Source organism: Streptomyces sp. BoleA5 (genome assembly GCF_000373665.1).
In the GTDB taxonomy this organism is placed as follows: Bacteria; Actinomycetota; Actinomycetes; order Streptomycetales; family Streptomycetaceae; genus Actinacidiphila.
Genome location: NZ_KB892091.1, coordinates 389,208 through 401,035, shown reverse-complemented (window position 1 = coordinate 401,035; position 11,828 = coordinate 389,208). Strand labels below are relative to the sequence as shown.

The 11,828-nt window shown below is 71.0% G+C and carries 12 protein-coding genes; 5 read left to right on the top strand and 7 right to left on the bottom strand.

The features are described 5' to 3' along the window. The first annotated feature begins 16 nt into the window (after nucleotides 1–16). Nucleotides 17–1,663 carry an alkaline phosphatase D family protein gene (locus B085_RS0105745; protein WP_026250719.1) on the top strand — a complete coding sequence of 549 codons (1,647 nt, stop codon included), beginning with the start codon at nucleotides 17–19 and terminating at the stop codon, nucleotides 1,661–1,663. Between the two features lie 398 nt (nucleotides 1,664–2,061). Here the strand turns inward: B085_RS0105745 and B085_RS0105740 are convergent, their stop codons facing one another. The 4 genes from B085_RS0105740 to B085_RS0105725 form a co-directional block, all read right to left on the bottom strand. Then, on the bottom strand, nucleotides 2,062–2,370 hold the full coding sequence (locus B085_RS0105740; protein WP_018557606.1) for an SCO5918 family protein: 309 nt from the start codon (nucleotides 2,368–2,370) through the stop codon (nucleotides 2,062–2,064). 48 nt (nucleotides 2,371–2,418) lie between these two features. Further along, nucleotides 2,419–2,817 carry a CBS domain-containing protein gene (locus B085_RS0105735; protein WP_018557605.1) on the bottom strand — a complete coding sequence of 133 codons (399 nt, stop codon included), beginning with the start codon at nucleotides 2,815–2,817 and terminating at the stop codon, nucleotides 2,419–2,421. Between the two features lie 45 nt (nucleotides 2,818–2,862). Then, nucleotides 2,863–4,362 (bottom strand): DEAD/DEAH box helicase, encoded by a 1,500-nt coding sequence (locus tag B085_RS0105730; protein WP_026250717.1) that lies wholly within the window; start codon nucleotides 4,360–4,362, stop codon nucleotides 2,863–2,865. Nucleotides 4,363–4,728: 366 nt separating this feature from the next. Further along, complete coding sequence (locus B085_RS0105725) at nucleotides 4,729–4,932, bottom strand: cold-shock protein (protein ID WP_004986771.1); 204 nt, start codon at nucleotides 4,930–4,932, stop codon at nucleotides 4,729–4,731. 660 nt (nucleotides 4,933–5,592) lie between these two features. On the opposite strand from B085_RS0105725, the gene B085_RS0105720 reads away from it, so the two are divergent. Then, nucleotides 5,593–6,303, top strand: a complete 711-nt coding sequence (locus B085_RS0105720; protein ID WP_018557603.1) for a class I SAM-dependent DNA methyltransferase — start codon at nucleotides 5,593–5,595, stop codon at nucleotides 6,301–6,303. Nucleotides 6,304–6,376: 73 nt separating this feature from the next. On the opposite strand, the gene B085_RS0105715 is transcribed toward B085_RS0105720, so the two are convergent. Then, nucleotides 6,377–6,745 carry a DoxX family protein gene (locus tag B085_RS0105715; protein WP_018557602.1) on the bottom strand — a complete coding sequence of 123 codons (369 nt, stop codon included), beginning with the start codon at nucleotides 6,743–6,745 and terminating at the stop codon, nucleotides 6,377–6,379. Between the two features lie 331 nt (nucleotides 6,746–7,076). Continuing rightward, on the bottom strand, nucleotides 7,077–7,379 hold the full coding sequence (locus B085_RS41370) for a permease prefix domain 1-containing protein (RefSeq protein WP_324603858.1): 303 nt from the start codon (nucleotides 7,377–7,379) through the stop codon (nucleotides 7,077–7,079). 252 nt (nucleotides 7,380–7,631) lie between these two features. Between B085_RS41370 and B085_RS0105700 the strand changes: the two genes are divergently transcribed. Then, complete coding sequence (locus B085_RS0105700) at nucleotides 7,632–8,051, top strand: CoA-binding protein (protein ID WP_018557600.1); 420 nt, start codon at nucleotides 7,632–7,634, stop codon at nucleotides 8,049–8,051. A gap of 40 nt (nucleotides 8,052–8,091) precedes the next feature. Here the strand turns inward: B085_RS0105700 and B085_RS0105695 are convergent, their stop codons facing one another. After that, nucleotides 8,092–8,511, bottom strand: coding sequence for a hypothetical protein (locus B085_RS0105695; RefSeq protein WP_018557599.1), 420 nt, complete (start codon nucleotides 8,509–8,511; stop codon nucleotides 8,092–8,094). A 796-nt stretch (nucleotides 8,512–9,307) separates the two neighbouring features. Here B085_RS0105695 and B085_RS0105685 point away from each other — a divergent pair. Together B085_RS0105685 and B085_RS0105680 are read left to right on the top strand one after the other, a co-directional pair. Continuing rightward, nucleotides 9,308–10,747: a family 2B encapsulin nanocompartment shell protein gene (locus tag B085_RS0105685; protein ID WP_018557598.1), complete on the top strand. Its 1,440-nt coding sequence runs from the start codon at nucleotides 9,308–9,310 to the stop codon at nucleotides 10,745–10,747. A gap of 16 nt (nucleotides 10,748–10,763) precedes the next feature. Continuing rightward, nucleotides 10,764–11,813, top strand: a complete 1,050-nt coding sequence (locus B085_RS0105680; protein ID WP_018557597.1) for a family 2 encapsulin nanocompartment cargo protein terpene cyclase — start codon at nucleotides 10,764–10,766, stop codon at nucleotides 11,811–11,813. Nucleotides 11,814–11,828 lie beyond the last annotated feature (15 nt).

Genomic DNA, 11,828 nt, shown 5'->3' with positions numbered 1-11,828 from the left:
ACTGCAATGCACGCTCATGCAGCCTTCCGCATCACCTTCCCCGTCCGGGCACTCCGCCGAACTTCGCGACGCCGTGCGCCACATGGACCGGCGCCGTTTTCTGACCGTCACCGGGGCGGCGGCCACGCTGGCCTTCGCCGTGAACATCCCGCTGGGGGGCACCGCCGCCGCGGCCGAGGCCGGCGCCGTGAAGATCACCGAGAACCCCTTCACGCTGGGCGTGGCGTCGGGCGACCCGCTGCCCGATTCGGTGCTGCTGTGGACCCGGCTGGCCCCCCGTCCGTACGAGAGCGGCAGCGGCCTGCCCCAGAAGCGTTTCAAGGTGCGCTGGGAACTCGCCCACGACGAGCGCTTCACCCGTGTCGTCGAGCGCGGAACGGTCGACGCGCACCCGGAGTACAACCACGCCGTCCACGTCGAGGTGGGCGGCCTGGACGCCGACCGCGTCCTGTACTACCGCTTCCGCGTAGGCCAGTGGGTCAGCCCCGTGGGCCGTACCCGCACCGCCCCGTCGAAGGGCGCCCGCCTGACCGAGCTGCGTCTCGCGGCGGTGTCCTGCCAGGCCTACCACGACGGGTACTTCACCGCCTACCGCCACCTGGCCGACGAGGACCTCGACGCGGTCTTCCACCTCGGCGACTACCTCTACGAGTACGCCGTGACCGCGACCGGTGGCGCCCGCGCCTACACCGACCGCGTGCTGCCCTCGCACTTCAACCGCGAGACGCTCACGCTGGAGGACTACCGGCTCCGGTACGCCCTCTACAAGTCCGACCCCGACCTGATGGCCGCCCACGCGGCGCACCCCTTCGTGGTGACCTGGGACGACCACGAGACGGAGAACAACTACGCGGACGACACCCCCGAGAACGACGTTCCCCCGGAGGAGTTCCTGCTGCGGCGGGCCGCGGCCTACCGCGCGTACTGGGAGAACCAGCCGCTGCGCCGCCGGCAGCTCCCGCTGGGCCCCGAGGCCCAGCTCTACCGGCGCCTGCAGTTCGGGCGGCTCGCCCAGTTCGACATCCTCGACACCCGCCAGTACCGCTCGGACCAGGCGTACGGTGACGGCTGGCAGGTTCCGGGCCCGGAGTCGCAGGATCCGGCTCGCACGATGACGGGCGCCACCCAGGAGCGCTGGCTGGTCGACGGCTGGCGTTCCTCGAAGGCGACCTGGAACGTCGTTCCCCAGCAGGTCACCTTCGCGCAGCGCAAGGACCGCTCGACGCCCGACTTCAAGGTCTCCATGGACTCCTGGGACGGCTACCCGGCCTCCCGGCAGCGCCTCCTGGACGGCTGGGAGTCCGCGGGCCGGGACAACCTCGTCGTCCTCACCGGTGACGTCCACGTCCACTACGGCTTCGACATCAAGAAGGACTTCGACGACCCGGCGTCGAAGACCCTCGGCACGGAGATCGTCACCAGCTCGATCTCCAGCGGCAAGGACGGTTCCGACAAGCCGTCCAACTGGGCCACCTACATGCAGGCCAACCCGCACCTGAAGTTCTACAACGGCCGCCGCGGCTACGCCGTGGTGACCCTCGGCAAGGACGAGGCGCGCGCCGACTTCAAGACGGTGTCCGCGGTGACCACGCCGGACGCCCCGATCACCACGGCCGGTTCCTTCGTCACCGAGGCCGGCAACCCGGGACTCACGCCCGCCTGACCGTCCGGCAGGTAGCGGTTTTGCCGCGAGACCCCCGGGGGGATGTCCCCCGGGGGTCTCGCGGCGTTCGGCCCGGCCGGCACGCGGTACTCGACAGACTTGAGCGTCCCGTGCGGCATGCACCAGCGGTAGCCACGGACATGCCGGCCGGCCCGCAGGCCGAGCCGACCCGTCTCACACCGAGTCCGCTGGCTTTGCCGACGCGGCGGCGCGGCCCCCGGACGAATGCCGCGCTCGTCCCGTTCGACGAGATGAGGGCCGCTGAGCCCAGCCGATGTCCCGCCCGATCGCAGGATGCGCCGACTCTGCCGACGCCTTTCCGACCTCCCGCACGGTGGGGCCCCGGCGGGCATGCGCCGGCCGAGCCCTCGTGCCGCGCCGGCCGGCCTTCGCCCTGGCTACCCGGCGGTTGGGACGCCGAGCAGAGCCGAGGCCTCCTGGAGCGGCGTGAGCCCGCGCGCCGGTGCCGCGGCAGGCAGGTCGCGGCAGGTGAAGCCGAGGCGGGCCATCGCCCGGAGTACCTCGCCGGAGGTGAAGTCACGTCGGTCCTGCCGGGTGACGACCTCGCCCACTTGCATGACGGAGTAGCGACGGCGGCCGATGATCACGGACTCACCGGTGACCGGCTCGGGTCTGACGCCCTTCATCGACGCCACCACCCCACTCTTGGACAGGTCGAACGCGAAACGGGCGATGACGCAGCGCATGGTGCCTCACAGGGGGAGTGGAAAGCAGTGGGACCGGCGGGCGACGGGTCAACGTGAGCGGGTGAGTACACCCACAGCGCAGCCGTGCTCGTCGAGGACGGGCACGGCCGTGAGCCGGCGGTGGCACATGATGTGCTGCGCCTCGGCCATCTTGGTCATCGGTGAGGCGAACGGCCCCCCGTCATGGGCGACTTCCCGCAGGCGGACCTGATCGGTATAGGTGCAGCCGTCACGGAAGGCGGTGAGCTGGGCGAGGGTGACCAAACTCGTGCACCGGCCGTCCTCGTCACAGACGATCAGATGTCCGGTACGTGCACTGGCCATGACCGACAGGGCCACCTCGACGGTCATGTCGTCCCAGACCTGCGGTCCGGGCGCGTCCATGGCTTCGGCCACGGTCCCGTGAGCGGAATCCGAAGGGCGTGGCAAGTAATGCGCCAGCGTCAAGAGGTGCCTCCTGGAGTAGTGGTGGGCGTCATGACCGGGACGGTCCTACGCCGCGGCGTCGCCGACGGACCGCCACTGATCTGTGCGGCGTGCCTCCCGGATGGTGCGGCGCTCCTGAGCGCTGACGCGGTTGCGTCGTCCGCGGGAGGCGGGGCCGTTGTCCTTGTGCTCGGCCACGGGCGCGGTGATGACCACCGGGATACCCGACGGAGTCTGCGCGCCGGTGATGCGGATCAGGTCCGCCCCGGAAGGGTGGACCTGGGTGGTTTGCGGGCGGATTCCGGCATGCTGCATGAGACGGGCCACGTCGCGGCGCTGGTCGGGGGTGACCAGCGTGACCACGATGCCGGACCGGCCGGCGCGGGCCGTGCGGCCGCCCCTGTGCAGGTAGTCCTTGTGGTCGCCGGGCGGGTCCACGTTGACGACCAGGTCGAGGTTGTCGACGTGGATCCCGCGCGCGGCGACGTTGGTCGCGACCAGAACCGTGACGTGCCCGGACTTGAACCGGGCCAGGGTTCGGGTGCGCTGCGGCTGCGATTTGCCGCCGTGCAGGGCGGCGGCGCGGACGCCGCTGTCGAGCAGGTGCTCGGTGAGTCGGTCGACGGCGTGCTTGGTGTCCAGGAACATGATCACCTGGCCCTCCCGGGCAGCGATCTCGGTCGTCGTCTGCAGCTTGTCGGCGGCGTGCACGTGCAGCACGTGGTGCTCCGACGTACTGACCGCGCCGGCGGAGTGGTCCAGGGAGTGGACCACCGGGTCGTGCAGGTAGCGGCGGACCAGCAGGTCGACGTTGCGGTCCAAGGTGGCCGAGAACAGCATTCGCTGTCCTTCGGGGCGAACCTGGTCCAGCAGCGCCGTTACCTGGGGCATAAAGCCCATGTCGGCCATCTGGTCGGCCTCGTCCAGGACGGTGACGGCGACCTGGCCGAGCCGGCAGTGACCGCGCTCGACGAGGTCCCTCAGCCGGCCCGGCGTCGCGACGAGCACCTCCGCGCCGTCGCGGAGCGCGCCGGCCTGACGACCGATCGGCATCCCGCCGACCGCGGTGGCCAGTCGGAGTTTCATCGAACGCGCGTAGGGGGCGAGAGCGTCGGTGACCTGCTGGGCCAACTCGCGGGTGGGCACCAGCACCAGGGCCAGCGGTTGCCGGGGCTCGGCGCGCCGTCCGGCGGTACGAGCCAGCAGCGCGAGGCCGAAGGCGAGGGTCTTGCCGGACCCGGTTCGCCCGCGGCCCAGCACATCGCGGCCCGCCAGGGAGTTGGGCAGCGTCGCCGCCTGGATCGGGAACGGCACGGTCACGCCCTCCGCGGTGAGGGTCACCAGTAGTGGCCGGGGCATGTCGAGGTCGGCGAACGCCCCAGCGGCGGGCAGTGCCGGAGTCAGTGTCTCCGGCAGGGCGAACTCCCCCTGCGGTGCGGCGGGGCGGTGGCGATGGCCGCCGGAGCGGCTTGGGTCGCTGGTCCTCGTGCGGACGCCGTTCTTTCCTGCGCCGGAATTTCCGCCGCGGGTGGCGGTGAAACCGTCTTTCATGCGTGTGCGGCTCATTCAGAACCTTCCTCAAAGCGGCCGCATTCTAGGGACTCTGCTGCGCTGCGCAGTACAGGGAATCGCAAGAATGGGCCAAGTAAATATGGCCGGCGGGCGATGCCCGCGGGCTGAGAGCGCTGAACGGGTCGGGCGGTCCGGTCCACGTCCCCAAGACCGAGGCTTTGGGCGTCGAGAGGCTCTGACGGATTTTCATCCGGAGCCTTGAGCGGACATCTGCTGCCGATGGGGGATCGCGGCGCCCTCAAGAGCCTGCCCGCGGTGAAATCGTCACGGCGTGAGCAGGGCAGAGTGTGTACCGACGCGCTGCAAGCTGGGGCCCGCACCCAAGGTGCGGGCCCCAGCTGCGGTGTGCCTGTTTCAGCGTCAGGCGGGAACGATGTTCTCGGCCGTCGGGCCCTTCTGGCCCTGTGCGATGTCGAAGCTCACCTTCTGGCCTTCGAGGAGTTCACGGAAGCCCTGGGCGGCGATGTTCGAGTAGTGGGCGAACACGTCCGCGCCGCCACCGTCCTGCTCGATGAAGCCGAAGCCCTTTTCCGCGTTGAACCACTTCACGGTGCCAGTAGCCATGTGCTGAATCTCCTTTGGGGCAGTGCCCGGAGCCCGTACGGTACGGAACCCGCGTCGCCGCAATGATTACCCCGCCAGCAGATGACCGGTATAAAGGACTGCTCTCATGGGCGCGGGCCGGTGAGGGCACTTTTCGGGAACCACAACTGCAACTTTTTTGAGAGTAGCACGGTGCGATCGTCTGTGCACGGTTGATAACCGTGCACCGGCGATCCCGTGAGATACCTCATCGCGTGTCGCGCCGATTTCTCACTTCGCGAGCGCAGATATTGAGCCTCCCGGAACGCACTGTTCGCGCGGCGCCAACGCCACGAGGACTCGGTGAAGGGGGCGGGGCCGCGCCGCGCACAGCAGTCAATGAGGGACCGGCGCCACCAAGGGCGTTGACCCTCGGTACCGAGGACCGTCGCGCACCGTCGGGAGCCGAGCCCCCCGCCCGCGACGAGGCCGACGCCGCCGATTCGTGGTGAAGTCGTTCGCGGCCGCCCGGTTCAGGCGGACGCGGCAAACTCGTCGTCCTGACCGGCGTCCAGAGGGCGCTCGAATTCGACGTCAGGAATTGTTTCTACGGAACGGTTTGGCTCACCGGTCCCGCGGAGGTCCCGGACCGCTTCGCCGACAGCCGCCGGTCTTCGTGGCCAACGGCTCTACCCTGAGGGGATGTTCTCACCCGAAGGGCCCTCGCTGCGCGAGCTGGCCGTGCAGGCCTTCTCCTCCGTCGAGCGCGGATACGACCTGCTCGCGCCGAGGTTCGACCACACGCCGTTCCGCACGCCGGACCGGATCCTCGACGCGACCGCCACCGCCCTGCGCCCGCTCGGTCCCTTCGGTGACGGGCTGGACGTGTGCTGCGGCACGGGGGCCGGCCTGCGGGTCCTGCACCCGCTGTGCCGGGGCCGGGTCGCGGGAGTGGACTTCAGCGCCGGCATGCTCGCCGAGGCGCGCCGTGCCCACCCGGACGGGGAATGGATACGCGCGGACGCGCGGAGACCGCCCTTCGCCGCCGAGTTCGACCTGGCCGTCAGCTTCGGCGCCTTCGGCCACTTCCTGGCCACCGACCGGCCGGCCCTGTTCGCCGGGGTGCACCGCGCCCTGCGGCCCGGCGGGCTCTTCGCCTTCCCGGTGTTCGCGCCGCCCCGCATCTCCTCCCGGAGGTACTGGGTGCCCGCCGGGTTCGACGCGGCCATGCGCGTACGGAACGCGGTCTGGCGCCCGCCGTTCATCATGTACTACCGCACCTTCCCGCTGCGCGCCGTGCGCGCCGAACTGACCGCGGCGGGCTTCACGGTGCGGACCGCGGTACTGCCCGACTTCGGCCGCCGCCCGGACGGCGCCCCGTACGCCCGGCTGGTCATGGCCCGCAAGGGCTGACGGCGGCCGCCTCATCCCGGTACACGGAACCGAGGACCCTCCGGCGTTCTATGCGGGCTGCCGGGTCGACCTGCTACAGGGACGCGGCCAGCGTCAGGGCGGTGGCCACGGCCACGGGGAGCAGCACGATGGGGGTCACCGCGGCGTTGCGGGTCGCGCTGTCGGCGTACTCGCCCTTCTTCACGTGGAAGCCGATCGCGCCGATGAGCACCACCACCGTGCCTGCGGCAGCCGCGATGCCCAGCGGCTGCCACCAGATGCCGACGCCCAGCCCGACGGCCGCGGCAACCTCTGCGATGCCCACGCACCGGACCAGCCCGGAGCCGAGCCCCTTGTGGATGAGGCCCTCGGGCACGGGCCCCTTGAGCCGCACCTTGGGTGCGCCGGCGGCGAGGAAGACGAGGGCGAGCAGAACGCTGAGGATGACAGCGGCTGTGTACACGATGGTTCCTAGTCCTGAAGAAGAAGTGAAGGCAAGCGCGGCGCGATGGCCCGCGCGCCCGATGGTCACCCGTGCGAACGGTGCTCCCGGATTGATTCGATCCCGGATCCCATGAGAACATTACTTGACGCGTCAAGCAAATTCCCACCGGTCGGGACGCGCCATCGTGAGCGAGATCTCACCAGCGGAAACGGCGCCGGACGAGCAGCCGCCGAAGGCTTCGGGAACGGGCACGCACGCCGAACACCACCCGGCCGCCGGGCCGACGACCTGTTCGCAATGCTCCGCGACAGCACCTGCGGCGGACCGTGGACCGACGCCTCGGCCTGCGTCACCGAGACTCCGGATCCCCGCACACCGGCTGATCCTGACGGGTCGTACGGGCCGGATACCAGCAGGCGACCAGGAAGGGAGCCGTGAGGGCGACAGCCCGGGCGGTGTGCCGGGCCTGGGCGACGGTCAGTTCACGTTGGCAGCCCGGCGCGATCTCGTCGACGGTCCCGAACTCGTCGACCGCCAGGCGGGCGGCGCGCGGGTGCGCGGTTCCCGCGCTGGTGTACGCGGCCACCGTGTCCGCGAGGCCGCCGCGTATCTCTTCGATCATCCTGGCCTTGATCAGGGCCGGGCCGTGCAGCGCGGCGGTCAGGGCCGTGACGTAGTCCTCGACGGGATCGGCTTGCCGGCCGGCGCGTTCATGTGGCCGCGCTGGGTGGTGAGATGGGGGTCAGCACCGATCCGATCGCCGCGACGGACGTATTGCATACAGTATTCTAGCCGCCTAGAGTTGCTCCATGCTGCAGACGAAGCTCAGGGGCCCGGCCCCTTCCATGGTGATGCGGTCGGCGGTGGGCGGTGCGGTGCCCACCCGCGAACGGGGGTTCCGGGTATGACGACTTACGGCGACGACGTGACGATCAGGCGGATACTCACCGAGGCCGGTGACACGTGGGCCGTGGTGGGTCTGTCCGACAACCCGGATCGGGCCGCCTATCGCGTGGCCGAGAAGCTGCAGCGGCTCGGCAAGAGGGTGGTGCCCGTGCACCCGAAGGCGGAGACGGTACACGGTGAGCAGGGCTACGCGTCCCTGGCGGAGATCCCCTTCGCGGTGGACGTGGTCGATGTGTTCGTGAACTCCGCGCTCGCCGGAGATGTCGCCGACCAGGCCGTGGCGATCGGCGCCAAGGCGGTCTGGTTCCAGGTGGACGTCATCGACGAGGCCGCCTACGCCAGGACGCGCGACGCCGGCCTGCTGATGGTGATGGACCGCTCCCCGGGGCGGGAGATACCCCGGCTGGGACTGGGGTGACTCCCGCCGCCCGCCCGGCGTGATCACCCGTCACCACCGTTCAGGCGGCGCCCGTCAGTGGCCGCTGAACCGGGACGTGCGATGCGCCAGGGCGCGGCCGGCGGCCCTCGACGGCGGCCAGCATCCTCCCCGCCGGTTCCAGCAGGTGCGCGCCGACGCTGCCGGGCGCGCCGGCGCGGGGAAGGACCACGGCGAAGAAGGTGTCGGTGAGCCGGTCGATGACGGAGGTGACCACCCCGGCCACCGTGAGAGGGTCGTCCCACGGTGGTTTCATCTCGCATCGGTAGAGGACGAGCAGGTAGCCGGCTCTCTGGATCAGGTCGTCGAAGTCGTCGGTGAACGCCCCGTCCGGTCGGAGTATCTGCCGTGCCACTTCGGCGGTGAAGGGTCCCTCGTCCGTCAGGCGCTCGCGCAGGTCGACGGCCTTCCACCACAGGCCACTGGTGGTCTGCAGGCTCACCGTCGGCAGTGATGTCCACCTGCCAGACCTGCGCGCCGGGCGCGGTGGGGTCCATCAGCCGGTCACGGTGCCGGAAACTCCAGCTGCAGCCGCGCCGGGTCGGCCGGTGCCCGGCCCGTGGCGGGTGTGCCCGTGTGGTCGGTCATCGGCGTCCTCCCCGGGCCGCGCCGCGCATGCGGTGAGTGGGCGGCGCGGCCGGGCCATCCCAGGGCGTGTCGTCGAATGCGCCGCGGGGCAGGCGGGCATTCGACGACACGCCCGAGGGGTGTGCGAGTAGCGTCGCGAGTCGTCCGGGACGCCGCCGCCGGCCCGGGACCGCGGGCACCGTGGATTCGCGGGTCCGGCAGGCGTACGCGTTCGGCGCTCGCACGCCCCCCGCCGGACGGGTGACGAGGCGTGCGCCATGGGCGGCCGAGGCCCCGCGGCGGGCAGGCGCGCAGGCGGCCACCGGTACCGGCCTGGCCCGCCAGGCGGCGCCGAGACGGCCGCCGGAGTGCCGTCGGGGAGCCGGAGCGGCGCGTGGCGGCGTCCCGGTGACGGCGTTCCCGCCCGCCAATCCCTGCCGGGGGACACGTCACACGGCTCACGGAAGCGGTCCGGTGGCGCAGGAGCACTCTCTCGGCCACTCCTGCCCCCAACAGCAGGTTTGCCACCCCTGGAGCGCTGATCCGCCCCGTTCACGCCGTACCTCGCGCCGGATCCGGGCTGCTTGAGTGGATCACAGGGTCACCGCGGTCACGTCGTCACCGGCCGCCGCGGTCGCCTCCGTTCGTTCACCAGCCCTGCTGGAGGGGATGTGTCCACACTGGACAGCGCCACCGGTTCCGCCGTCGAAGAGCCCGCCCGTGATCCCACGGCCGAGCAGCTCACCAGCCTGAGCACCCGCGCGGCGCGCCAGCTCGCCACGACCACCAAGTCGCAGCCGCAGATGCAGGCCATCACCTCGCGATGGCTGCTGAAGGCCCTGCCGTGGGTGGACGTCAAGGGCGGCACGTACCGGGTCAACCGGCGCCTGCAACTGCGCACGAACCGCGGCCGCGTGCACTTCGAGCACAACGGGAGCGACGACATCCGCGTCATCCCGCAGTCGCTCACCGAGCTGCCGGTCCTGCGCGGCTACGACGACACGGACGTCCTGCGTGAGATCGCCGGCCACTTCCGGCCCCAGGAGGTACGCGCGGGCCAGGTGCTCTTCGAGGCCGGCCAGCCCGTGACGGAGGTGTACCTGGTCGTCCACGGCCGGTTCACCCGCTACACCCGCGGCAAGTACGGCGACGAGGGGATCATCGGGGTCGTCACGGACGGCGACCAGCTGGGCGACGAGGCCGTGGGGCAGTCCGATCCGCTGTGGTCGGCCTCGGTGCGGGCCGAGACGGCCGGGGTGGTCCTCTCCATGCCCTGGGCCGCCGTCGAGGACCTCACCGAACGGGCGCCCTCCCTCGGCACGCACCTGCGGTCCTGGGTGGACCGGCAGCACCGGCCGATGAACCGCAAGGGCGAGGCCGATGTGCCGGTGCAGGCCGGCCACGTGGGCGAGCCGACGCTCACCGGCGGGTTCGTGGACTACGAGCTCGCGCCGCGCGAGTACCAGTTGTCCCTCACCCAGACCGTGCTGCGGCTCCACAGCCGGGTCGCCGACCTCTACAACGACCCGATGGACCAGACCGAGCAGCAACTGCGCCTGACCGTCGAGGAGATCCGCGAACGCCAGGAGTGGGAGCTCGTCAACAACCGTGAGTTCGGCCTGCTGCACAACGTCGACCACGGCCAGCGGGTCAGCACCTTCTCCGGCCCGCCGGTGCCGGACGACATGGACGAACTGCTGTCGATGCGCCGCAAGACGAAGGTCTTCCTCGCGCATCCCAAGGCGATCGCGGCCTTCTTCCGGCAGTGCAACCGGCGCGGTCTGATGCCCGGCACCGCGACCGTCGACGGCCACGAGGTGCCGGCGTGGCGGGGGGTCCCGATCCTGCCCTGCGGCAAGATCCCGATCCGCGACGACCAGACCACCAGCATCATCGCGCTGCGCACCGGCGAGGCCGACCAGGGCGTCGTCGGCCTCTACCAGACCGGGATCCCCGAGGAGCACCAGCCGGGCCTGAACGTCCGGTTCATGGGCATCGACTCCGCCGCGATCATCAGCTACCTCGTCACCGCCTACTACTCGCTGGCCGTCCTCGTGCCCGACGCGGCAGGGATCCTGGAGAACGTCCAGGTCGGCCGGCTCCCCGAATGACGGCCTGGAGCGCCCCGTGACCACACACCCCACCACCTTCACCCTGCCCGGACCTCCCAGCCCGGTGCGCGGCGCGAGAGCGCGGCGCACCGGCGCGATCCCCGGGCTGCTGTACCGGCCCGCGGTGCCCGCCGACCCGGAGAAGGTGCGGCAGGTCGACCTGCGGGTGGAGACCTGGGCCCGCGCGAACGACCTGTTCCCCTCGGCCTGGCAGGGCGACTTCGCCGGCTTCCAGTTCGGTCGCGCCGTCGTGCTCCAGCACCCGGGCGCCGCCGACCTGGACCGCCTCACCGCCGCCGGCAAGCTGCTGCTCGCCGAGAACATCGTCGACTCCTGCTACTGCGAGGAGGACGAGGGCCGCGGGGGAGCGCGCAAGGGCCTGGGCGGACGACTGGTCATCGCCCAGTCGGCACTCGACCCGTACCACGGCACGCCCGAACTGGAGGAGGAGTGGCGGCAGGGCGTCCGGGCGGACGGCCCGCTGCGCTCCTACCACCTCGCGCTGCGGGACTTCGCCGCGCTGGCGACACCCAGCCAGACCGACCGGTTCGTCCACGACGTCGCCCGGCTGCACCTGGGCTACCTGGCCGAGGCCGCCTGGGCGGAGACCCGGTACGTGCCCCAGGTCTGGGAGTACCTGGTGATGCGGCAGTTCAACAACTTCCGCCCCTGCCTGTCCATCGTGGACGCCGTCGACGGCTACGAACTGCCCGAGCCGGCCTACGCCCGCCCCGAGATCCAGCGGATCACGGCCCTCGCCTGCAACGCCACGACGATCGTCAACGACCTGTACTCCTTCACCAAGGAACTGGCCAGCGATCCGTCACACCTCAACCTCCCGCAGGTCGTCGCCGCCAACGAGCGGTGCGGGCTGAAGGCCGCCTACCTGCGCTCGGTCGAGATCCACAACACGATCATGGCGGCCTTCGAAGAGGAGTCGGCCCTGCTCTCGGCGACCTCGCCCGTCGTGGAGCGCTACGCCCGGGGGCTCGCCGCCTGGGTGTCCGGCAACCACGAGTGGCACGCCACCAACAGCCACCGTTACCACCTGCCCGACTACTGGTAACCACCGCCTGTGACC

Bases quoted from the DNA above. Each gene is read 5' to 3' on its own strand.
- B085_RS0105700 (WP_018557600.1), top strand. From the start codon at position 7,632: ATGACGACTTACGGCGACGACGTGACGATCAGGCGGATACTCACCGAG.
- B085_RS0105720 (WP_018557603.1), top strand. From the start codon at position 5,593: ATGTTCTCACCCGAAGGGCCCTCGCTGCGCGAGCTGGCCGTGCAGGCC.
- B085_RS0105730 (WP_026250717.1), bottom strand. From the start codon at position 4,362: ATGAGCCGCACACGCATGAAAGACGGTTTCACCGCCACCCGCGGCGGA.
- B085_RS0105725 (WP_004986771.1), bottom strand. From the start codon at position 4,932: ATGGCTACTGGCACCGTGAAGTGGTTCAACGCGGAAAAGGGCTTCGGC.
- B085_RS0105740 (WP_018557606.1), bottom strand. From the start codon at position 2,370: ATGCGCTGCGTCATCGCCCGTTTCGCGTTCGACCTGTCCAAGAGTGGG.
- B085_RS0105745 (WP_026250719.1), top strand. From the start codon at position 17: ATGCAGCCTTCCGCATCACCTTCCCCGTCCGGGCACTCCGCCGAACTT.